A 22,160-nucleotide genomic window follows, 5' to 3' on the forward strand; every position below is an offset into this window, starting at 1 on the left:
CGCGCCGCTTGCCATCGCGCGCGGAAATCCCGATTTTCCCAATAGGTTCGCACCTCCTCCCCCACCAGGATCAGGGAACAGACAGCCATGGCCGCCACCGACAAGACCAGCAAAGCCCCCCGCCCCGTGGTGCTGTGCATCATGGACGGCTGGGGCTATCGGGAAGAGGTGGCGGACAACGCCGTCGCCCAGGGCAACACCCCCAACTACGACCGCCTGTGGACGGACTGCCCGCACGGCCTGCTGTCCGCCAGCGAGGAGGATGTGGGCCTGCCCGCCGGCCAGATGGGCAATTCCGAGGTGGGGCACATGAACCTGGGCGCCGGCCGCGTCGTGTTCCAGGACCTGCCCATGATCGACCGCGCCATCGCCCAGGGCGAGTTCGAAACCAACGCGGCGCTGACCTCGTTCAAGGCCGCGCTGAAGAAGTCGGGCGGCACCGCCCACATCCTGGGCCTGGCCTCGCCCGGCGGCGTGCACAGCCACCAGGACCACATGGTGGCCCTGGCCCGCACCCTGGCCCGGGCCGGAATCCCCGTGGCCCTGCACGCCTTCACCGACGGCCGCGACGTGCCGCCGCAGAGCGCGTTGGAGCAGCTGGCCGCCATCGAGGCCGGCCTGAAGGACGCCCCCGGCGCCCAAATCCCGCCCAGGATCGCCACGGTGGACGGCCGCTACTACGCCATGGACCGCGACAAGCGCTGGGATCGGGTGGAGAAGGCCTACCGCGCCCTGGTGTCCGCCCAAGGCGAGACGGCCGCCAGCGCCGAGGCGGCGGTGAAGCAGAGCTATGACGCCGACAAGCACGATGAATTCATCCTGCCCACCGTCATCGGCGATTACGCCGGGATGAAGGACGGCGACGGCGTGCTGATGGCCAACTTCCGCGCCGACCGCGCCCGCGAGATCCTGTCCGCCCTGGTGGAGCCGGAGTTCAGTGGCTTCGATCGCGGCGCGCCCGTGAAGTTCGCCGCCCAGCTGGGCATGGTGGAATATTCCTCCGCGCTGGCCAAGGTTCTGCCGGCCATCTTCCCGCCCAAGGAAATCCGCCACACCCTGGGCGAGATCGTGTCGCAGAAGGGCCTGAAGCAGCTGCGCATCGCCGAGACGGAGAAGTACCCCCACGTCACCTTCTTCTTCAACGGCGGCGAGGAGAAGGTTTACGAGGGGGAGGAGCGCATCCTGGTCCCCTCGCCCAAGGTGGCGACCTATGACCTGCAGCCGGAAATGTCGGCTGACGAGCTGACGGACAAGCTGGTGGCTGCGGTGGACAGCGGCGCCTTCGACCTGGTGGTGGTGAACTACGCCAATCCGGACATGGTGGGCCATTCCGGCATCCTGGCCGCCGCGGTGAAGGCGGTGGAGGCGGTGGATCGCAGCATCGGCCGGCTGGAGGCCGCGGTGAAGCGCCAGGGCGGCGCCCTGCTGATCACCGCCGACCACGGCAATTGCGAACTGATGAAGGACCCGGAGACGGGCGGCCCGCACACCGCCCACACCCTGGACCTGGTCCCCGCCATCCTGGTGAACGCCCCGGCCGACGTGGTGCGGCTGGAGCGGGGCAAGCTGGCCGACGTCGCCCCCACCCTGCTGGAGCTGATGGGCCTGCCGCAGCCGGAGGAGATGACGGGCCATTCCCTGCTGGTCCGCGACGCGGCGCGCGCGGCGGCCGAATAAGCCGACACCCGAGTGAGCGCAGCCCCGGCGTGATTCCGCACACGGCCCCGTTCCGATTGTTGCCCCTGGTGCTGGCCCTGCTGGCGCCGGGACCGGCATGGGCCGAGCACGCCCCGCCGGTGGTGCTGACGCCCGTGGCGCAGACGACGGCGCCGCAAGGCGCCGCCGTCCCCCGGGACGCCCAGCGCCAACTGGACAAGGTGGAAAAGGACCTGAAGGCCGACCAGGCCCGCAAGGCCGAGCTGGACGCCAAGAACGACGCCCTGGAGCGCGAGCTGGCCGACCTGCGCGCCAAGTCCGTGGCGGTGGCCGAGGACCAGCGCCGCCAGGACGAGGCCCTGCGGACCGTGGAGCAGTCGCTGGCCGGCCTCGCCGCCAACGAGCAGGAGCAGGTGGCCCGGATCGACGCCGACCGCGCCGCCCTGGCCGACCTGTTGGGCGCCCTGCAGCGCCTATCCCGCCTGCCGCCGGAGGCCATGGTCGCCCGGCCGGAGGCGCCGGGGGAGATGGTGAAGAGCGCCCTGCTGCTGCGCGAGGCCATTCCCCAGCTGAAGAAGCGGGCGGACGCCCTGGCGGCGCAGTTGCGCGACCTGGCCGCCCTGCGCCAGAAGCTGGCGGACAAGCGCGCCCAGGCCCTGGCGGCGAAAAAGGACCTGGAAAAGCGCGAGGGGGAGTTGCGCGACCTGGTGTCGCGCCGTGAGGCCCTGTCGCAGGCCAACGACGCCGAGCTGCAGGACGTGGCGGGCCACATGGCGGTGTTGGCCACCCAGGCCGGCGACCTGCGCGACCTGGTGGAAAAGCTGGAGGCGGAACGCAAGGCCGCCGCCGAACGCGCCCGCCAGGCGGAGGCGCAGAAGCGCCAGCTGGCCGAGGAGGCGCGGCAGAAAAAGGCGCAGGATCGGCTGGCCGCCATGGGCCGCACGCCCAAGGATGTGCCGGGCGGCATGGCGCTGGGCGGCATGACCCTGCCGGTGGCCGGCCCCGTGGCCCAGCGCTATGGCGAGCAGGACGCCGTGGGCACCACCAGCCGCGGCGTGCGCATCAGCGCCCGCGCCGGGTCGCCGGTGGTGGCGCCGTATGAGGGATCGGTGGTCTTCGCCGGCCCCTTCAAGGGATATGGCCTTATCTTGATCGTCGAGCACCCCAATGGCTATCATAGCCTGATCGCGGGATTGGGTCGGATCGATACGCGGGTGGGACAACGTGTGTTGACCGGCGAGCCCATGGGCGCCATGGCCAGCGACGGGACCCCCACATTGTATTTCGAGTTGCGGCGGGGCGGTCAGCCGATCAATCCCCTGCGCGGCTTCGCGGGCACCGAGGGTAAAGGACAAGGGTGAGATGAAGAAACTGCTGACCTCCGTGGCCGTCGTGGCCCTGGTCTATCTGGCAAGCCCCCTGTCCCGGCCGCTGGACGCCAAGCCGCCGATCAAGGCGGAAACCTATAAGCAGCTGGAACTGTTCACCGAAGCGTTCGAGCGGGTGAAGTCCGACTATGTCGAGGAGGTGCCGGACGACCAGCTGGTCGAGGCCGCGATCAACGGCATGCTGGCCTCCCTCGACCCGCACTCGAACTTCATGAACAAGAAGAACTGGGAGGACATGCAGGTCCAGACCAAGGGCGAGTTCGGCGGCCTGGGCCTGGAGGTCACGGAAGAGAACGGCGTGGTCAAGGTGATCTCGCCCATCGACGACACCCCCGCCTCCCGCGCCGGCGTGCAGCCCGGTGACTACATCACCCACCTGAACGACGAGGCCATCGTCGGCCTGGGCCTGAATGAGGCGGTGGAGAAGATGCGGGGCGCCCCGGGCACCGACATCAAGGTGACCATCCACCGCAACAACGTGCCCCAGCCCCTGACCTTCACCTTGACCCGCGCCGTCATCAAGGTGCAGTCGGTGCGGTGGCGGGTGGAAGGCAACGTCGGCTACATCCGCCTGTCCGGCTTCACCGAGCAGACCCAAGTCGGCCTGGACAAGGCCCTGGCCGGCATCCAGAAGGAGCTGGGCGACAAGGTCGTGGGCTATGTTCTGGATCTGCGCAACAACCCCGGCGGCCTGCTGGACCAGGCCATCTCGGTCAGTGACACCTTCCTGGAACGGGGCGAGATCGTTTCCACCCGCGGCCGCCGCCCGGACCAGGGCGAGCGCTACAACGCCAAGCCGGGCGACGCCATCCATGGCCTGCCCCTGGTGGTGCTGATCAACGGCGGTTCCGCCTCGGCCTCGGAAATCGTGGCCGGCGCGCTGCAGGACCACAAGCGCGCCATCCTCATGGGCACGCAGAGCTTCGGCAAGGGATCGGTCCAGACCCTGATGCCCATGCCCGGCGGCAACGCCATGAAGCTGACCACCGCGCGCTACTACACGCCCTCCGGCCGCTCGATCCAGCAGCTGGGCATCACCCCGGATATCGAGGTCCAGCAGGCCAAGGTGGAAGAGGTGGGCACCCCCGCCGGCGTCATCCGCCGGCGCGAGGCCGACCTGCCGCACGCCCTGCGCAACACCGACCCGGGCGCCAAGCAGCCGGGCAAGCCGGGTGACGACGCCAAGGACAAGACCTCGGAAAAGACGCCGGACAGCAAAGGGGCAGATAACAAGGGCCCCGACAACAAGGGGGTTGGCGCCGACAAGGCCAAGGTCGATTCCAAGACCCAGGATCCGAAGGCGGGCACCAAGGGCCAGGACGCGCCAGGAACGCCGGTGCCGCCGGCCGCCACCGGCGACGCCACGCCCCAGGATTACCAGCTGACGCGCGCCCTGGATCTGCTGCGCGGCCTGTCGCTGTTGCAGCAGTCCAAGGCCACCAACTGACGACGCCCTAGCCAACCGACGGGGACCCCTTGGCCGCCCTACCCACCCGCCTGAAGGCCTTGGTCTCGCGCCCGCCGCGCAAGACCAAGCCCGCCAAGGCGGCAAAGACAACAAAACGCGAGAAGGGCGGCGATGACGACGCCTTCGAGGCGCTGCTGGCCGGCGCGGACGAGGACGCGTCCGCCGACGTGCTGGCGGCACGCCTGGGCGTGCCCAAGCGCGCCGGCCGCGCCGGGGCGGCCACCACCACGGAGCATGCCAGGGACGGCACTGACAAGCCCCGCCGCCGGCTGAACCTGTTCGCCGTGGCCGTGGCCCTGACGGTGGTGGCGGTCGCGGGTACGGTCGCCTGGCTGGCCGCCACGGCGGAGGAGACGGCGGCGGCGCGGCGCAAGGCCACCACCCTGGCCGACATCCCCGTCACCCTGCCCCAGGGCGGCGCCCGCCCGGTGGAGGCCCCGCATGCCGCCGCCCCGGCGGCGGAGGGCGCCGCCAAGCCGGCGGCCGCGCACGACCCCGACCCCATGGACGTGGCCGTCAAGCTGGCGCCCAGCCGTAACGAAGACCTGCTGGAAAAGACCCGCGCCGGCTATCTGCCGCGCATGCCCGCCAAGGGCCCCGCCCCCTGGCAGGCCTATAGCCGCCCCTTCCCCCAGGATGACACGCGCCCGCGCATCGCCCTGGTGATGGCCGACCTGGGCTGGTCGCCCAGCGCGCTGGAGAAGGTGCTGGCCCGCATGCCGGCCGCCGTCACCCTGGCCTTCGCCGCCGGCGCCCCCAACCTGCAGAAGGCCGTGGACCAGGCCCGGGGCGATGGGCATGAGGTGCTGCTGCAGGTGCCGATGGAGCCGCAGGGCTTCCCGCTGAACGATCCCGGTCCCGGCACCCTGCTGACCAGTCTGTCGGATGAGAAGAACGTGGACCGGCTGGAGACGGCCATGGCCAGCGCCACCGGCTATGTCGGCCTGACCAACCTGACCGGCACCAAGTTCCTGGCCAGCCACGACAGCCTGCAGACGGTGCTGCGCCAGGTGCAGCGGCGCGGCCTGATCTACGTCGACAGCTGGCCCACCACCTCCAGCCAGGCCACCCGCATCGCCACCCAGCTGGGCCTGCCCCGCGCCGTGTCGGACGTGCAGGTGGACCGGTCCCCGTCCGACGCCGGCGTCGCCGCCCAGCTGGCCGAGCTGGAGCGCCTGGCCAAGCTCAACGGCGTCGCCGTGGGCTACGCCCAGCCTTATCCCGTGACCCTGGAAGGCATCGCCCGCTGGGCCGTGGGCCTGCGCGACCGGGGCATCGTGCTGGCGCCGGTCACGGCGGTGGTCAACCGGCAGGCGGATCGATAGTCCTTTGGTGGCCGATAGATCAAACCCTATCGGCCGGTTTAATCGTGAGCGGCTGGCGTCCGGCCAGCCCTGACCTTTCGAAGCCCACGCCTACCCCCTTATGGCCCATAGGCGTGCGAGGCCGTGCCCGGCATCCTGGTGGGACATCCCCCGCCCACCTGGAGGAAAACCGCATGAGTGTCAAACGCATCCTGATGATCGTCGGCGACTTCGCCGAGGACTATGAGACCATGGTGCCCTTCCAGGCCCTGTCCATGGTGGGCTACCAGGTCGATGCCGTGGCGCCGGGGAAGCGCCCGGGCGACAAGATCGCCACCGCCATCCATGATTTCGAGGGTCACCAGACCTATACCGAGAAGCGCGGCCACGACTTCACGCTGAACGCCGATTTCGAGAGCGTGAGGGCCGATGATTACGTGGCCCTGGTCATCCCCGGTGGCCGCGCGCCGGAGTTCCTGCGCCTGGACAGCCGCGTGCTGGCGCTGGTGAAGGCCTTCGCGGCCCAGGACAAGGCCATCGCCGCCGTCTGCCACGGCCCGCAGATCCTGGCCGCCGCCGGCGTGTTGTCCGGCCGCAAGGTTTCCGCCTACCCCGCCTGCCGGCCGGAGGTGACCCTGGCGGGGGGCGAGTATGCTGACATCCCCGTGGACGGCGCCGTCACCGACGGCAAGCTGGTGACCGCCCCGGCCTGGCCCGCCCATGCCGCCTGGCTGGCGCAGTTGCTGAAAGTCTTGGGCGCCGAAATCCATCTGTAGAAAAGCGAAGCCCCCGCCCGTAGATCTCGAGCGGGGGCTTCGTCTTAAAGACAACGCTGGACGGGCTTACAGCTTCACCAGGGCCTTGCCCAGGTTCTTGCCCTGCAACAGGCCCAGGAAAGCCGACACGGCGTTCTCCAGGCCCTCGGTCACGTCCTCGCGATAGCGCAGCTGCCCGCTTTTCACCAGGGCGCCGACCTCTGCCAGGAAGGCGTCGTTGCGGTGCCAGTGGTCGGAGACGATGAAGCCCTGCACATGCAGGCGGCGGGTCAGGATGGCCGACAGCAGGGCCGGCGTCCGGTCGGGACCCGCGGGCAAGGCCGTGTCGTTCAGGTTGCCGATGCGGCCGCACAGCGGCACGCGGGCGAAGGTGTTCAGCAGGTCGAACACGGCATCGGCCACCCGGCCGCCGACATTGTCGAAATAGACGTCGACACCGTTGGGGCAGGCGGCGGCCAGCGCCTCCTTGAAATTCTCCGCCTTGTAGTCGACGCAGGCGTCGAAGCCCAGCTCGTCCACCACGAAGGCGCACTTCTCCGGCCCGCCGGCGATGCCGACGGCGCGGGCCCCCTTCAGCTTGGCCAGCTGGCCGACGACGGAACCCACGGCGCCGGCGGCGGCGGACACCACCACCGTCTCGCCCGCCTTGGGCTGGCCGATGTCGTAGAGGCCGACGTAGGCGGTCAGGCCCGGCATGCCCAGCACGCCCAGGGCCGTCGTCACCGGCAGGCCGTCGGTATCCAGCTTGTGCACCGATTTCGGCCCCGCGACGGCGTATTCCTGCCAGCCGGAATTGGACAGCACCAGGTCACCCGCCTGGAAGCCGGGGACGTTGCTTTCCACCACCTCGCCGATGGTGCCACCGACCATCAGGCCGCCCACCTCGATGGGCGGGGTGTAGGACTTGGCGGCGCTCATGCGGGCGCGCATGTAGGGGTCGAGGGAGAGCCACCGCGTCTTCAGCAGCATCTGGCCGGGGCCCGCCACGGGGATGGACGCTTGCTCCATCCCGAAGTTCTGTTCCGTCGGGAGCCCTTCGGGGCGCGAGGCCAGAACAATCCTGCGGTTCAGCGGCATGTCTTTCCTCTTTTTCCTTCAGAAGGGGCGTCACCCTCTGCCGGGTGGTCCCCGTTTATTGGCTTGAGCCGGGCCTGTCGTCCGGGGCGCAAACCTTAGCCCAGGGCCCGGCGCCCCGTGAAATGCCGTTGGCGCAACCCCCAGCCCCACCGCCGGGGCCGGGCGGCGCGCCACCTATGGCTGTCTTTCCTTGGGCGAACACCAAAGCCGATTTTATCGCAGGCGCACAAAAAAGCCCGGTCGCGACGGGGCGGACCGGGACTTCTTCTGGCATGCGCCTGAGCTTCAGAGTCGCCGCAAGCCGGATCGGTGTCAGTCCGGCTTGCGGGTCAGGCTGGTGAGGGAAACCAGCTGCTGCTGCAGCTCGTCCAGCCGCTTCTGCAGTTCGTCGAACTGGCCGCCACCGGCGGGCTTGGCCTTGGGCGCCTCCGCCGTCTCCGGCTTGCCGCCTTCGGCACCCGCCAGAGGGGAGAACATGCGCATGGCCCGTTCGAACATGGCCATGTTCTGCTTGCCCACTTCCTCCAACGAACCGAAGGGGAACATGCCGCCCAGCGTGCCCTGGAAGTAATCCCGCATCTTTTCATGATTACGGGTGAACGACTGCATGCTGTATTCCAGGTACTTCGGCACCATCCACTGCATGTTGTCGCCGTAGAGGCTGATCAACTGCCGCAGGAAGCCGATGGGCAGCAGATTCTGCCCGCCCTTGGATTCCTCTTCCACGATGATCTGGGTCAGCACCGAGCGCGTGATGTCGTCACCCGTCTTGGCGTCGTAGACGACGAAGTCGGTGCCGTCCTTAACCATCTGGCACAGATGGTCCAGGGTCACGTACGAGCTGGTGGCCGTATTGTAGAGACGCCGGTTGGCGTACTTCTTGATGGTGATCGGCGCGGGCTTGGGATCTTCTTTGTCGACCATAGGCGGCGTTTCCCGGCGATGTTTATCACCCGCACAACGGGTGCACTGCACATAGCTAATCCATGCAGTGCGGAACGTGCAAGCATCCTGCCAAGAACCAATGCGCGTATGTCGTTCCGCCACCGCTTTGCCAGGCGGCGGCGGGGGGTGTAGATTGGCCTCATGCCCCGCGAAACCGATGCCCCACCATCGCCGTCAGGCGCCCCGGAAGACGAGGCCGCCCCCACCCCCGGCGAGCCACCAAGCCTGGAGTCTCTGGCCCGCCGCTACCTGGACTTGTGGCAGGACCAGTGGGCCGCCGTGGCCGCCGACCCGGACATGACCGGCGCCTTCGCCCGCCTGGTGCGCACGCTGGGCCAAGCCACCGCCTGGACGGCGGGCGGGGGCCAGGCCACCTGGCCGGGCGGCAACCCGTTCGCCGCCGGCACGGGCGGCAGCGGCGCGAATCCTGGGGCCGGCGCCTGGATGGGCGCCCCCTTCTTCACCCCCGCCACCTTCCCCTGGGGGGCCTATGCCAACCCGCAAAGCACCACCGGATCCAGCCCCTTCGGCGGCACCGCCGACGCCGGACGAGGCGGCGCGGGCAGCGCCCCGCCGACCCCGCCAGGGCCCCCGGCCGCTGGCGACGCACCTGACGGCGGCGATGGCCGTCTTGCTGAACTCGCAGGCCGGATTACCGCTCTTGAACGGCAGCTCGCCGATCTGGCGCAAGGAGCTGGAACCGAGGTGCCGCCAACTGCGCGCCGACCTCGCCGGCGCCGACCCGGAAGCGCTGAAAGCGGCGGTTGAGCGTGAAACCCGGCGCCGACTCGACACATTGCTGACCGGGCTGGAACGCTACCGCCGCAACCCCTACCAGCGCGACGTCACCGACCCGCCCCCGGTGTGGACGGAGGGCAACAGCCGCCTGCTGGATTACAGCCGGCCCGGTGCCAAAGGCCCCGTGCTGCTGTTCGTGCCCTCTTTGGTCAACCGCGGCTATGTGCTGGACCTGTCGGCGCGCAAGAGCCTGGTGCGCTGGTTGGCTGGCCGCCATGACGCCAAGGGGGCCTTCCGCCCCCTGCTGCTGGACTGGGGCACGGTGGGCGCGGTGGAGCGTGGGTTCGACCTCACCGACTATGTCGCCGGCCGCCTGGCTCGCGCCGTGGACGCCGCGCGCGACCTGACGGGCCAGGCGCCGGCCCTGGTGGGCTATTGCATGGGCGGCACGCTGGCCGCTGCGGCCGCCGCGCTGCGGCCCGAGGCGTTGTCCGCCCTGGTGCTGCTGGCCGCCCCCTGGGACTTCCACGCCGACGACCCGGCCGCCGCCCTGCGTACGGCCGCCGTCCTGCCCCTGGTGGAGCCGGCGCTGACCTGGCTGGGCGAACTGCCGGTGGACATGATCCAGTTCCTGTTCGCCGGGCTGGATCCGCTGCTGGCCCTGCGCAAGTTCAGCCGCTACGCCACCCTGGACCCGGACAGCCAGGACGCCCAGGACTTCGTGGCGCTGGAGGATTGGCTGAACGATGGCGTGCCGCTGGCGGCGGCCGTGGCGCGGGAATGCCTGGGCGGCTGGTACGGCCGCAACGACCCGGCAGAAGGCACCTGGCGGGTGGGCGGCCAGGCCATCGACGCCCGCGCCATCCGCCTGCCCACCCTGGCCATCATCCCCGCCCGCGACCGCATCGTGCCCCCGGGCGCCGCCCGCGCCCTGATCGACGCCGTTCCCGGCGGCGACCGGCTGGAGCCCCCCTGGGCCATATCGGCATGGTGGTCAGCGCCGGCGCCCCGGACCAGGTGTGGGCGCCGCTGGCCGATTGGCTAAGGGCACGCCTCGATCACCCCCGGTCATAACGGTAGGGCCCGCCCTTCTTCACCGCCGCGCGGTAGGCCGGGCGGGTCTGTATGCGGGTCACGAAGGCGGCCAGGTGGGCGAAGTGCTGGCCGGTGCCGGGCATCATCATCGCCGCCTCGATGGGGAAGCTCATCTGGATGTCGGCGGCGGTGAACTGATCGCCCATGAACCAGGGGCCCTGTGCCAGCTCCGCGTTCATGTAGCCCAGGTGGTTGGCGGTTTCGCTGGCGATGCGGGGCTGCAGGGGGGCGGCCGCCTCGCCCAGGCGGCTGGTGTAGAGATGCAGCAGCAGGGGCAGCATGGCCGACCCCTCGGCGAAGTGCATCCAGTGCAGGTAACGCGCCTGGGCGGCCCGGTCGCCCGGCGCCGGGGCCAGGCGACCCTCGCCGTAGGTGCGCACCAGGTACTCGATGATGGCGCCCGATTCCGCCAGCACCAGGCCGTCATCCTCGATCACCGGCGACTTGCCGAGCGGATGCACGGCCTTCAGCGCCGGTGGCGCCAGCTGGGTGGCGGGGTCGCGCTCATAGCGCACCACCTGGTAGGGCAGCGCCAACTCCTCCAGCGCCCACAGCACGCGCTGGGAGCGGGAGTTGTTCAAGTGATGGACGATGATCATGGAAGCGCCCTCCGGCTTTCTGGTTATGAAGTACCCTTTACGGCCCGCTCACAGGCCCAGATCAACCGCCAGCCGCCGGGCCAGCGCCTCGGCCTCGCCGGCGGCGTACGCCCGCTCATGGCCCGAGCCCCAGATGGGCCCCGGCCAGGCGGCGTCCTCGCGCTTGCGGGCCACCACGTGGACATGCAGCTGCGGCACCATGTTGCCGATGGCGGCCACGTTCAGCTTATCGGGCGCGAACGCCGCCTCCATGACCTGCGAGGCCTGGGTGATCTCGGCCATCAACTGGACCTGGTCAGCCGTGGCCAGCCTATGGATTTCCACGGCGCCGACCCGGCGCGGCACCAGGATCAGCCAGGGCCAGCAGGCGTTGCGGGACAGCAGCGCGCGGCAGAGGGCCAGGTCGCCCACGGCCACGGTGTCGGCGGCCAGGCGGGGGTGCAGCGTGAATGCGTCGGCGCTTGTCATTTCGAGAAAATCCGTTGCTGGACCGATGGCGGGGGCCGGGTGTGGCGATGCGGGCGACGGTGTCCGCAATACCGCTGGACGCCGCCGCCGGGATGGCTATGTACTACTGCCCGACGCCGCCCGTCCAAAGGGTTCGGCTATGGGGTGGATGACGGGGCCTGGCTTGGAAGCCTGGGTCGGCAGCCTGACTTGGGGGGCCGGATTGATGCCGGACCGCCGGATGGCGGCCCTTCGTCCACAAAATTGCCCCATAGTCGTGCCATAGGACGAGGCCAGTCGCACGCGGGGTGGTCCCTGGGGCAAGGAACCGTCCTGTTTGTTCACATGTTTCCGGTCCGCCGTTTTGCTATTCCGTCGCCATCATCCCGTTCATCGTTCTCCCGTTCATCGTTCTCCCGTTCCTGGGGCAGGGGTCGTTCACAATGCGTAAGATTTTGAGGATGCAGAAATCCGCCTGGGCGGTCCTGCTTCTTCTGGTGCTGGGCAACATCGGCGCGTGGGCGATCGTCAATCGCCCGGCCGTGGAGCGCCCATGGGCCGGCACCATCGCCGGCGTGGCCTTCGTGCCCTTCCAGGCCAACCAGACCCCGCAGAATGGCGACAGCCCCACGGCCGATGACATCAAGCACGACCTGGACGTGGTGGCGCCGCACGTGCAGTCCATCCGTACCTACCAGGTGGGCAACGGCATCGACCAAGTGGCGCCCATCGCCCTGGAGCGCTACCCCAACCTGACCATCACCCAAGGCGCCTGGCTGTCCAAGGACACCGCCGCCAATGAGGCGGAACTGGCCGGCCTGGTGCGCGTCGCCCGCGCCTACCCCAACGTGAAGCGGGTCATGGTCGGCAACGAGGTGCTGTTCCGTGACGATTTCAGCGTCGCCCAGCTGATCGACTACATCCAACGCGTGAAGCGCCAGGTGAACGTGCCGGTGTCCACGGCCGAACCGTCCTACGTCTGGCTGGACCACCCGGAACTGGCCGACGCCTGCGACTTCATCACCATCCATCTACTGCCCTACTGGAACAAGGTGTCGGTGGACCGCGCGGTGGAGGACGCCATGGCGGCCTATCGCCAGGTGCAGGAGCGCTTCCCCAACAAGCACATCCTGATCGGCGAGACCGGCTGGCCGTCCGACGGCGCCTATCGCGGGGCGGCCGAGGCCGGCCTGGTGAACGAGGCCAAGTACATCCGCAGCTTCCTGAACATCGCCGGCCAGCAGCGCCTGGACTTCTACATCATGGAGGCCTTCGACCAGCCGTGGAAGCGCACGCTGGGCGGCACGGCGGAAACGGCCTGGGGCATCTGGGACGCCCACCGCCACCAGAAGTTCCCCATGGTGGGCGGCATCCTGGAGGTGCCGTCGTGGCGGGTGCTGTGCGCCATCGCCACCGCCCTGGCCTTCCTGCCCATGTTCTTCTTCGTGCTGGCCCGCGACGACCTGAAATGGCGCGGCCAGCTGTTCTACGGCTTCCTCATCCAGACGGTGGCGTCGGTCCTGGTATGGACGGGCACCCAGGCCTTGACCGTGGGGATGGGCACCCTGTCCTTCACCGCCTTTATGGTGCTGATCTTCGCCCAGCTGATCCTGTTCGCCGTCATGCTGATCGACGGGCTGGAATTGACGGAGGTGGTGTGGACCCAGCGCTGGAAGCGGCGCTACACGCCGGTGCGGGAGCCGCTGGGCGACTACACCCCCAAGGTTTCCATCCACGTGCCCTGCTATAACGAGCCGGCGCACATGGTGATCGAGACCCTGGACGCGCTGGCGGCCATGGACTACCCCAACTTCGAAGTTCTGGTGATCGACAACAACACCAAGGACGAGGCGGTGTGGCGCCCGCTGGAGGAATACTGCGCCAAGCTGGGGCCGCGTTTCCGCTTCTTCCACCTGCCGCGCTGGCCGGGCTTCAAGGGCGGCGCCCTGAACTTCGGCCTGTCCGTCACCGCCCCCGATGTGGAGGTGGTGGGTGTCATCGACAGCGACTACCAAGTCACGCCCGACTGGCTGTCGGCCACCATCCCCTATTTCAAGCGGCCGGAGGTCGGCTTCGTCCAGTCGCCGCAGGATTACCGCGACTGGTCCGACGACGCCTTCAAGTCGATGATCAACTGGGAATACCAGGGCTTTTTCCACATCGGCATGATCCAGCGCAACGAGCGCAACGCCATCATCCAGCACGGCACCATGACTCTGGTGCGCAAGAGCGCGCTGGACGGCGTGGGCCGCTGGGCCGAGTGGTGCATCTGCGAGGATTCGGAGCTGGGCCTGCGCCTGTTCGAGGAGAAGCTGGAGGCGGTCTACATGCCCGACAGCTTCGGCCAGGGCTTGGTCCCCGACAGCTTCGCCGGCTACAAGACCCAACGCTTCCGCTGGGCCTATGGCGCCGTGCAGATTCTGAAGCGCCACTGGCGCGAGATGACGCCGGGCGGCACCAAGCTGACGGCCGGGCAGAAGTATCACTTCATCACCGGCTGGCTGCCCTGGTTCGCCGACGCCGCCCACATGGGCTTCGTCATCGGCGGCATCATCTGGTCGCTGGGCCTGCTGCTGCTGCCGCAGTGGATCGAGTTTCCGCCCACCGTCTTCATCCTGCCCACCCTCAGCGTCTTCTTCTTCAAGGTGCTGTGCGGCCTATGGCTGTATGGGGAGCGGGTGAAGTGCCGCTTCATCGACAAGCTGGGGGCGGCCATCGCCGGCATGGCGCTGACCCACACCGTGGGACGCGCCGTGTGGGTGGGCCTGTTCACCAGCGGCCGTCCCTTCGTGCGCACGCCCAAGTGCGAGGACCAGCCGGCCCTGATCCAGGGCTTCCTGCACGCGCGGGAAGAGGTGGCGCTGATGCTGGGCCTGTGGCTGGCGGCGGCCGCCATCGCCCTGTTGAAGGGCAGCGACAACCGCGACGCCTATGTCTGGGCCACCATGCTGGTCGTCCAGTCCTTCCCCTATATCGCCGCCCTGTTCCTCAGCACCCTGAACGCCCTGCCCAAGGGCGGCGGGGCCGAGGCCACCGCCCCGGCGGAATGAGGCGGAAGCCAAGCACCGGAATAGTTCGGGGCGGCGGGGCAACCTGCCGCCCTTTCCTTTTCGGGCACAATTCCGTGACCAAGACCCCGAGTCGAGGACACACGGCGTGGGGCCGCGCTAAGCTGACGGTGGATCGGCGCCAGAGCGCGATCGCTTCAGAGGTCTTCGTCTGAGGCGAAAATCGCGCGACGGAACAAAAGCTTGGAGGTTTTCTGACACTTCGGCGAACGTCGGAAAGCCTCTGAGAGAGCCGGCCGGAATGCCGCCAACAGGGGAGGCAATGGTGAAGACCCAAGCGCTTTCATGCCAGGCACCGGAAACCGAAACGGCGGAGGGTGACGCCCATCAACACGAACCCGGCGACACGGACATCCAGGATGTGCTGGCCGCCAACCGCCGTTTCTACCAGGCCTTCGCGGACCGCGACGTGGCCGGCATGGAAGCCCTGTGGGCGCAGGATCGCGACGTGCGTTGCGTCCATCCCGGCTGGCCGGCGCTGTCGGGGCGCGAACCCGTGATGCGCAGCTGGCGCGAGCTGCTGGGCAATCCCCGGTCCCCCGGCGTGCGTCACCAGGGTGAGCAGGCCACGGTGTGCGGCGACATCGGCTGGGTGGTGTGCGAGGAGTTCGTGGCCAACACGGCGCTGGTGGTCACCAACCTGTTCGCCCGGTCGGGCGGCGGCTGGCGGATGATCCATCACCAGGCGACCCCCATCTCCTCCATCGCCGCGTTCGAGGACGCCAGCGGTTATGAGGATCTGAACGGCCGCCCGCCGACGCTGCACTAGGCCGGCACTGCAACGGGCCGATGCCGTATTAGTACGACAAATTCGATCTGCGTCCTTGCGGCCGCCCCGCTTTTCCGTACTGTTATCGCTAACAATATGGAAAGGGAGAGGACCCCATGCGGCGTTGGCTGCGCATCGCGAGCTTGTTACCGACCTTACTGGCCGCCGGCACGGCGTTGGCGGCACCGCCCGCGTCCAAGTCGCCGGCCCCCACGCCCCCCATGGGATGGAACAGTTGGGACGCCTACGGCTTCACCGTCGACGAGGCCGACTTCAAGGCCAACGCGGGCGTCCTGGCGACGCTGAAGCCCTATGGCTGGACCTACGCTGTGGTGGATGAAGGCTGGTACATGGCCGACCCCTTCGGCAAGTCGCTGGCGGAGCGGCAGTACCTGCTGGACGGCAACGGCCTGCTGGTCCCCGTCCCCGCCCGCTTCCCCTCGGCCGCCGGCGGCCAGGGCTTCAAGCCGCTGGCCGACTGGCTGCATGCCCAGGGCCTGAAGTTCGGCCTGCACATCGTGCGCGGCATCCCCAAGCAGGCCGTGGAGCGGAATACGCCGGTGGCCGGGTCGTCCTTCCATGCCACCGACGCGGCGGACACCGCCGACACCTGCCCCTGGGACGATGGCAACTATGGCGTGCGCGACACGCCGGCGGGCCAGGCCTACTACGATTCGATGATGGCCCAGTACGCGCGGTGGGGGCTGGATTTCCTGAAAGTCGACTGCATCGCCGACCACCCCTACAAGGTCAGTGAAATCCGGCAGATCAGCAGCGCCATCGCCAAGACGGGACGGCCCATCGTGCTGAGCCTGTCCCCCGGGCCCACCAACCTGTCCCACGCGGATGAGATCAGCCGCTATGGCCAGATGTGGCGCATCACCAACGACGTCTGGGACGGCTGGACCTTCCCGCATGACAAGCCCACGGACGGCTTCCCCTATGGCTTGCGGGACCTGTTCGACGTGCTGCCGGGCTGGGCGCCCCACGCCAAGCATGGCCGCTGGCCCGACGCCGACATGCTGCCCCTGGGCGCGCTGGAACCCCACCCCGGCTGGGGCGACCCGCGCCAGTCACGGCTGACGGCGGACGAGCAGCGCACCCAGGTGACCCTGTGGGCCATCGCCCGGTCGCCCCTGATCCTGGGCGCCAACCTCACCAAGCTGGACGAGGCCACGCGCGCCCTGATCACCAACCGCGCCGTCATCCAGGTGGACCAGACGGCCACGGAAAGCCACCCCGTGACCGACCTGCCCGCCGGTTTCGAGAACGCGCGCGTCTGGCTGGCCACGGGCGCCAAGGGCCAGCGCTACCTGGCCCTGTTCAACCTGGGCGACAAGCCGTCGAGGCTGTCGGCGTCCTGGGGGAAGCTGGGCCTGGCCGGCGGCGGCCTCGCCGCCCACGACCTGTGGACGGGCAAGGCCCTGCCGGCGGCGGACAGCCTGAGCGTCACGCTGCCCGCGCACGGCAGCGCGCTTTATGAAGTGAAGTAAATCCCCGAAGGAGAGCTTGCGCCGGGCTATTCCCGGCGCAGCACCTTGTCCGCCAGCACGCTGGCCCACCAGCGCGTCATGAAGGTCTTCTTGAACTCGGGCGGGTCGTAGACGTCGTCCACCCAGGCGTAGAAGGCGTCGACGCTGGGTTCGATCTTACGGGCCTTGGCATAGGCCAGGAAGGTCTCGAAGAAGTGGTCGAGAATGCCGGTCTTGGCGTGGCGCAAGTGGCCGTACTTGGGGCTGAGCTGGCCCAGCGCCGTTTCCAGCGGCACGCCCTCATGCACGAACTGGTACAGCACGCTCATGAAGCCGACGCGGTCGGACCCGGCCTTGCAGTGCATGAGCACGGGGTACTGGGCGTCGCGCCAGATCTGCCGCGCCTGGTGCAGGATGTGCTTCTTGGGCGCGTCGCGCGAATTGACGGGGAAGTTCACCAGGGTCAGGCCGTGGCGCGTGCAGGCTTCATCCTCCAGCACCCAGGAGCCGCAATTATCGCGGCGGCCGCGCAGGTTGATGACGGTGCGCACGCCCAGGCGGGCCGCCTGGGCGATGTGGCGTGGCGTCGGCTGGCTGGACCGGTACAACCGCGGCGAAATCTTGAACATGTTCTTGTAGATCATGCGGATGAACGCGTGATCCTTGAAGAAGCTGTTCAGATAGCGCTTGAAGCCGCGAATCTGGTTCAGCGGCACGGCGGCCTGGGCGGGGGCGGGCTGCCCCCCGGCGCGGGGTGGGAGGGCGGCGCCCCGGGGCCGGCCGCCGGCATCTTGTCCACCGTCGCGGCCTGCAGCCGATAGTCCGTCATCGCGTGCACTTGTCCTAAAGCAAAGGCAGGAAACCACCGGCCCACCGTCCCAGGGGATCAGTCAGGCATACGGCCCCTATATAGGGTGTTTGCCCGCCGGGGGCGAGGGGCCTCGCGCGCATGGGCGCATCGACCGCAGGCCCGCGCTGGTGGATATAATGGATTAAGCGCGCCGGATACGGCCGGTCAGCGCGCCATGGGGCGGACATGGCTGGCGTCCAGCCGATCCAGCCGATCAAAGAAGGGTGCCACCACCGACCGGTCCTCCTTGGTTTCCTGCTCCAGGGCGGCGCGATCATGCTCCGTCCAGCGGACCAGGGTGGCCATCTCCTGCCGCTCGAAGGCGCTGAGGCTGGAGGCGGACGCCAGCTTCTGCGCCGCCGCCCCTTTTTCCACCGGCTCCTCCGCCGCGCGGGCCGCTTGGCGGGCGGCCAGCACGCGCTGGGTCACCTGGCGCCAACGCCGCTCGTCAAAGCCATACTTGGCCAGCAGGGATTTCCCCTCCGGCCCCGGGTGGGCCAGCAGGACGAAAGCCGGTTGCCCATCGTCCGGCGCGGACGCGACCAGGGCCTCCGCCGCGGTCACGTAGCGGCCAACCTCGGCGGCGTCCAAACGCTCATGCGCCAGCATCGGCGCGGATACCATCAGAACCACTAACGCGGCTGCGAAACGCATCGTTTGCCCCCAAACGTTCGCGCGCCAAATGTGATTGTTTCTTATATCGGGCGCGCAACGACATTTCCAGCGGAAAGCCTGTAAGTGGAGAGTAGAATTGAAGAATTATGGCGGGGGTATGGCCGGCGACGCCCCCGGCGCGCACTCTTCCGGAGAGCGCGCAAGGACAGGCCTGCGGCGGGAGCGCGCATGCCCCTTGAATGATGCCATGCCGTGCCCTAGGGTCCCGTCGCACCCATGGGTTTCATTTAGGATAAGACGTAGCCCCGTGTCCCGCTTCACCGCCCGTCTTCTTGCCGCCGGCACCGCCCTGGTCCTGGCCGGTTCCGCCCTTGCCCAGACCACTCCCCAGCCGGATCAGACCTCGGGGGGCCAAGCGCCGGCCGGTGGTGGCGACAGCGGCGGCCTGATCCTGCCGGGCGCCATCTCCTCCGGTTCCAGCGTGGCCGCGCCGCAGCAGGCGCCCGTGCCGACCGGCCCGGCCGCCGGCCCCGCGGCGGGCCCGGCACTGGGCCCCAGCGCCGGCCCGCGCCAGGCCCCGGCCGCGCAGGCCCCGATCGCCGGCCCTGCCGTAGGCCCCAGCGCCGGCCCGGCCGCTCCCTCTGGCGCGCCGGCCGCTTCCAAGGTGGGCACGGTCACCGGCAACTGGCAGGTGGGCCCGCAGGTCTACACCGACGGCAGCTTCAAGCTGTGCGAGGCGCAGGCCAGCTTCGACAACGGCCTGGCGCTGGTCTTCCTGGCCCTGCCCGTGCCGCAGGCCGAGCAGCAGGCGAAGAAGCTGCCGCCCAAGATCATCAACCTGGTGATCGGCGTGCCCGGCGCCAACATGCCGCCGGGCCAGGGCCCGGCCATCAAGCTGAAGCTGGACGGCAAGCTGGAGCAGACGCGCGGTTCGCAGGTCATCCAGCCCAACGCCATCATGACCGGCTTCGACCCCATGGACGCCAACTTCACCAAGGCGTTGCAGGCGGCCAACAAGCTGGAGATCACCAGCCCCAACGACACCGCCACCTTCGTGCTGAAGGGCGGCACCAAGGCGTTCAAGGACCTGAACGCCTGCTTCGACCAGGCCATGGCCGGCAAGCTGCAGCTGCCCGCCCCACCGCCCGCCATCCCGCCGGCCTTCGCCGCCCTGCTGATGGATGCCGGCCTGAAGGACGCCCACCCCCTGCCCGTCGACAAGATGTCGCCGCAGGAACGGCCGGGCGATTTCGCCTGGGCCATCCAGAAGGACGTCATCGGCTCGCTGCGCTCGGTGGGCCTGAAGCCCGAGGCCGGCGACCTGGAAAAGATCATGCAGAACTACCTGGACAGCCTATCCAAGGGCTGCCAGGGCACCTACACCCCGACCAAGGGCAAGCTGGAGAAGCTGCTGCAGATCGACATGCAGACCGGTTCCGCCAGCTGCAAGACGGACAAGGGTGAGTTCTACGCCAACCTGATCCTGTACCTGACCAAGGACCGGCAGCTGTTCATCATCTCGCATGAGGCGCCGGTGGCATCCAAGGCCGTGGCCGACAACGCCGGCACCGCCATCGCCGGCGTGCTGCGCAAGAAGGCCAACGAACCGCCGCCCGCGCAAGGCGCGCAGCAGCAGCAGCCCGCCGCCGGTCCCCGCCCGGCCGCCGGCCCGCGTAAGCAGCAGTGATCCTCAGCCATCCGGCTGAAATGGAAACGGGAGGGGCCAACACCCCTCCTGTTTGTTTTTGTGTGGAACCAGAACCTAGGCCGCGACTGCGGCCGCCGGAGCATTCCGGGGAGCATCAGCGGACTGGAATGCGAGGATAGCCAAGGGCTGGATGGCCCGCCGGCGCTTGAGGAACAGAAAACTACACCACTTCCCGCACCAGCTTGGACAGGAAGGCGTCGGCGAAGGCGTGGCGGTTGGCGGCGGTGATGACGAAGGCGTCGTCCCCCGCCACCACGTTCTCGCGGTAGTAGGGTTCCAGCCAGTCGTATTCGTCCAGGATGACCAGGCCGTTCACGCCCACGCCGGCGGCCTGGGCGTGCGCCCGGGCGGAACGCGGATCGATGCCGCCGTTGTTGAAGCCGTTGCTGACCAAGTCGATGGTCCGCCGGTCGGCGCTATAGGGGCAGGCATCCAGCTGCCGCACCGCCTGGACGATGCAATCCCCCAACGCCGTGTTGCCGCCCATGGCGACGCCGGGTGCGGCGTCGATGCGGTCGGCCAGGGCCAGCGCGTCCTGGGTCCCGGCCAGCAGGGTCCACGGCACCAGGGTGGTCAAGGTGCCGGGGCCGGAGAACAGGGCCAGTTGCACGGCCACCTTGCCCTTCGGACCGCCGGCCAAGGCCTGATGCACCGCCTTGTCGCGGAAGGCCGCGGCGTGGCCGCGCAGCTGGAAGTCCAGCATCACCTTGGAAATGCTGGCGGAGCTATCGACCGCCATCACCAGGGCCAAGTCCACCGGCGTGCCGCCGGCCCCCGCCCCACCGGCCCGCGCCCACGCCCGGCCCGTCAGGGCGGGGGCGGCCAGCGCCGCCCCCATACCGGCCAGCAGCGCGCGCCGTGTCGGCGCGACCGTCCCCTGGCCCACCATTTGGCCACCCTTACTCACGTCTCGTCCCATCTACCCGTCAGTCCCATGGAGACACGCGGCGGCACCTGGGCGGGATCAGTCCTTGCCCCGCCCCGCGTCCCCGCCCCGCGCCCAGGCGACGACCTTGCGCATGACGGTGGGCAGGGCCTGGTCATGGAAATCGGCGGGGGCGCACCACACGCCCTCCACCGCCGCCCCATCGTCATCCAGGTGGCCACGAACGACGGTAAGTTCCAGGTGAAAATGGGTGAATGTATGGCGGACAATACCGGGCAGGCGCTGCCAGTCGGCCGCCGCCGGCGCCCAGCCCAGGGCGCGGGTGTAGGCGAGATCCGCACCCGGTTCCCAGGCGCTGGACGGTACCTCCATCATCCCGCCCAGCAGGCCCGATTCGGGGCGCCGGCGCAGCAGCACCTGCCCTCGGGCGTTGGTCAGCCAGAAGGCCACGCCCCGGCGGGTGGGCTTGGCCGCCTTCTCCGCCTTCAGCGGCAGCAGCTCCGCCAAGCCGTCGCGCCGGCCCCGGCAGGCCGCCATCCACGGGCACAGCACGCAGCGGGGGCTGCGCGGGCTGCACAGGGTGGCGCCCAGGTCGAACAGGGCCTGGGTGTAATCGCCCGGCCGCCGGGTCGGCACGAGGGCGGCGGCCAACGCCTTCAGCTTGGGCTTGGAGCCGGGCAGCGGATCGGTCACGGCATAAATGCGGGACATCACCCGTTCCACATTGCCGTCCATGGCCGTGGCGGGCCGGTCGAAGGCGATGGCCGCGATGGCGGCGGCGGTGTAGGCGCCGATTCCGGGCAGGTCCAGCAGCGCCGCCTCGTCCGCCGGGAAGCGGCCACCGTGCCGTTCCACCACCGCCTTGGCGCAGGCGTGCAGGTTGCGGGCCCGGGCGTAATAGCCAAGGCCGGCCCATTCCTTCAGCACCTCGTCCAGGTCCACCGCCGCCAGGTCCGCGACCGTGGGCCAGCGGGCCAGGAAGCGCTGGAAATAAGGGCCGACCGTCGCCACCGTCGTCTGCTGCAGCATGATCTCCGACAGCCAGACATGATAGGGATCGGCCTTCACGCCGGGGGCGGCGCGCCAGGGCAGCACGCGGCGGTGGGCGTCGTACCAGGCCAGCAGATCGGCAGGCTGGGGAGCCGGCAATCCGCTTCCGGCGGCCGGGGATGCGGCGGAGGATGCGCCTGCGACGATCATTGTATGGTCAAAGCCCCTTGCGGCGTGGTTCAACTGGCCCCAAACACTGTTCCGAGATCGGGGGTCCGGTTCCAGCGGATACGCCGCCCCCGCAACCGT

General features: G+C 69.2%; 19 protein-coding genes. 11 read left to right on the forward strand and 8 right to left on the reverse strand.

Going from position 1 to position 22,160, the window contains the following annotated elements; all coding sequences use genetic code 11:
* The first annotated feature begins 87 nt into the window (after nucleotides 1–87).
* The 5 genes from gpmI to UAJ10_RS21610 all read left to right on the forward strand — a co-directional run bounded on the left by gpmI (nucleotide 88) and on the right by UAJ10_RS21610 (nucleotide 6,592).
* The gene (gpmI, locus tag UAJ10_RS21590; RefSeq protein ID WP_322917263.1) at nucleotides 88–1,677 is read left to right on the forward strand and encodes a 2,3-bisphosphoglycerate-independent phosphoglycerate mutase; all 1,590 of its coding nucleotides are present in this window, start codon (nucleotides 88–90) and stop codon (nucleotides 1,675–1,677) included.
* 29 nt (nucleotides 1,678–1,706) lie between these two features.
* Nucleotides 1,707–3,017: a murein hydrolase activator EnvC family protein gene (locus UAJ10_RS21595; protein WP_322917264.1), complete on the forward strand. Its 1,311-nt coding sequence runs from the start codon at nucleotides 1,707–1,709 to the stop codon at nucleotides 3,015–3,017.
* Between the two features lies 1 nt (nucleotide 3,018).
* Nucleotides 3,019–4,491, forward strand: a complete 1,473-nt coding sequence (locus tag UAJ10_RS21600) for a S41 family peptidase (RefSeq protein ID WP_322917266.1) — start codon at nucleotides 3,019–3,021, stop codon at nucleotides 4,489–4,491.
* Nucleotides 4,492–4,520: 29 nt separating this feature from the next.
* On the forward strand, nucleotides 4,521–5,837 hold the full coding sequence (locus UAJ10_RS21605; protein ID WP_322917267.1) for a divergent polysaccharide deacetylase family protein: 1,317 nt from the start codon (nucleotides 4,521–4,523) through the stop codon (nucleotides 5,835–5,837).
* A 173-nt stretch (nucleotides 5,838–6,010) separates the two neighbouring features.
* A complete protein-coding gene (locus UAJ10_RS21610; RefSeq protein WP_322917268.1) occupies nucleotides 6,011–6,592 on the forward strand; it encodes a DJ-1/PfpI family protein in 582 nt (193 codons plus the stop codon).
* Nucleotides 6,593–6,658: 66 nt separating this feature from the next.
* On the opposite strand, the gene UAJ10_RS21615 is transcribed toward UAJ10_RS21610, so the two are convergent.
* A complete protein-coding gene (locus UAJ10_RS21615; RefSeq protein WP_322917269.1) occupies nucleotides 6,659–7,669 on the reverse strand; it encodes an NADP-dependent oxidoreductase in 1,011 nt (336 codons plus the stop codon).
* Between the two features lie 312 nt (nucleotides 7,670–7,981).
* Nucleotides 7,982–8,593 (reverse strand): polyhydroxyalkanoate synthesis repressor PhaR, encoded by a 612-nt coding sequence (gene phaR, locus UAJ10_RS21620; RefSeq protein ID WP_322917270.1) that lies wholly within the window; start codon nucleotides 8,591–8,593, stop codon nucleotides 7,982–7,984.
* Between the two features lie 162 nt (nucleotides 8,594–8,755).
* Here phaR and UAJ10_RS21625 point away from each other — a divergent pair, with 162 nt between their 5' ends.
* Both UAJ10_RS21625 and UAJ10_RS21630 read left to right on the forward strand, forming a co-directional pair.
* Nucleotides 8,756–9,382: a hypothetical protein gene (locus UAJ10_RS21625; protein WP_322917271.1), complete on the forward strand. Its 627-nt coding sequence runs from the start codon at nucleotides 8,756–8,758 to the stop codon at nucleotides 9,380–9,382.
* On the forward strand, nucleotides 9,276–10,397 hold the full coding sequence (locus tag UAJ10_RS21630) for an alpha/beta fold hydrolase (protein WP_322917272.1): 1,122 nt from the start codon (nucleotides 9,276–9,278) through the stop codon (nucleotides 10,395–10,397). Before UAJ10_RS21625 ends, UAJ10_RS21630 begins: the two co-directional genes overlap by 107 nt.
* 13 nt (nucleotides 10,398–10,410) lie before the next feature.
* Here the strand turns inward: UAJ10_RS21630 and UAJ10_RS21635 are convergent, their stop codons facing one another.
* A complete protein-coding gene (locus UAJ10_RS21635) occupies nucleotides 10,411–11,046 on the reverse strand; it encodes a glutathione S-transferase family protein (RefSeq protein ID WP_322917273.1) in 636 nt (211 codons plus the stop codon).
* 48 nt (nucleotides 11,047–11,094) lie between these two features.
* A complete protein-coding gene (locus UAJ10_RS21640; protein WP_322917274.1) occupies nucleotides 11,095–11,514 on the reverse strand; it encodes an HIT domain-containing protein in 420 nt (139 codons plus the stop codon).
* Between the two features lie 440 nt (nucleotides 11,515–11,954).
* On the opposite strand from UAJ10_RS21640, the gene UAJ10_RS21645 reads away from it, so the two are divergent.
* The 3 genes from UAJ10_RS21645 (at nucleotide 11,955) to UAJ10_RS21655 (ending at nucleotide 16,823) form a co-directional block, all read left to right on the forward strand.
* Nucleotides 11,955–14,543 (forward strand): glycosyltransferase, encoded by a 2,589-nt coding sequence (locus UAJ10_RS21645; protein ID WP_322917275.1) that lies wholly within the window; start codon nucleotides 11,955–11,957, stop codon nucleotides 14,541–14,543.
* Nucleotides 14,544–14,823: 280 nt separating this feature from the next.
* Nucleotides 14,824–15,330 carry a nuclear transport factor 2 family protein gene (locus UAJ10_RS21650; protein WP_322917276.1) on the forward strand — a complete coding sequence of 169 codons (507 nt, stop codon included), beginning with the start codon at nucleotides 14,824–14,826 and terminating at the stop codon, nucleotides 15,328–15,330.
* 116 nt (nucleotides 15,331–15,446) lie between these two features.
* On the forward strand, nucleotides 15,447–16,823 hold the full coding sequence (locus tag UAJ10_RS21655) for a glycoside hydrolase family 27 protein (RefSeq protein WP_322917277.1): 1,377 nt from the start codon (nucleotides 15,447–15,449) through the stop codon (nucleotides 16,821–16,823).
* A gap of 26 nt (nucleotides 16,824–16,849) precedes the next feature.
* Here the strand turns inward: UAJ10_RS21655 and UAJ10_RS21660 are convergent, their stop codons facing one another.
* Together UAJ10_RS21660 and UAJ10_RS21665 are read right to left on the reverse strand one after the other, a co-directional pair.
* Complete coding sequence (locus tag UAJ10_RS21660; protein WP_322917278.1) at nucleotides 16,850–17,518, reverse strand: protein tyrosine phosphatase family protein; 669 nt, start codon at nucleotides 17,516–17,518, stop codon at nucleotides 16,850–16,852.
* Between the two features lie 299 nt (nucleotides 17,519–17,817).
* On the reverse strand, nucleotides 17,818–18,276 hold the full coding sequence (locus UAJ10_RS21665; RefSeq protein ID WP_322917279.1) for a hypothetical protein: 459 nt from the start codon (nucleotides 18,274–18,276) through the stop codon (nucleotides 17,818–17,820).
* Nucleotides 18,277–18,574: 298 nt separating this feature from the next.
* Between UAJ10_RS21665 and UAJ10_RS21670 the strand changes: the two genes are divergently transcribed.
* Nucleotides 18,575–19,954 (forward strand): hypothetical protein, encoded by a 1,380-nt coding sequence (locus UAJ10_RS21670; protein ID WP_322917280.1) that lies wholly within the window; start codon nucleotides 18,575–18,577, stop codon nucleotides 19,952–19,954.
* 181 nt (nucleotides 19,955–20,135) lie between these two features.
* Here UAJ10_RS21670 and UAJ10_RS21675 read toward each other — a convergent pair whose 3' ends face one another.
* Both UAJ10_RS21675 and mutY read right to left on the reverse strand, forming a co-directional pair.
* Nucleotides 20,136–20,882 carry a DUF1194 domain-containing protein gene (locus UAJ10_RS21675; protein ID WP_322917281.1) on the reverse strand — a complete coding sequence of 249 codons (747 nt, stop codon included), beginning with the start codon at nucleotides 20,880–20,882 and terminating at the stop codon, nucleotides 20,136–20,138.
* A 57-nt stretch (nucleotides 20,883–20,939) separates the two neighbouring features.
* On the reverse strand, nucleotides 20,940–22,010 hold the full coding sequence (gene mutY / locus UAJ10_RS21680) for an A/G-specific adenine glycosylase (RefSeq protein WP_322917282.1): 1,071 nt from the start codon (nucleotides 22,008–22,010) through the stop codon (nucleotides 20,940–20,942).
* Nucleotides 22,011–22,160: the final 150 nt, after the last annotated feature.

Origin of the sequence: Nitrospirillum guaranorum (genome assembly GCF_034653275.1) — a bacterium.
Classification (GTDB): domain Bacteria; phylum Pseudomonadota; class Alphaproteobacteria; order Azospirillales; family Azospirillaceae; genus Nitrospirillum.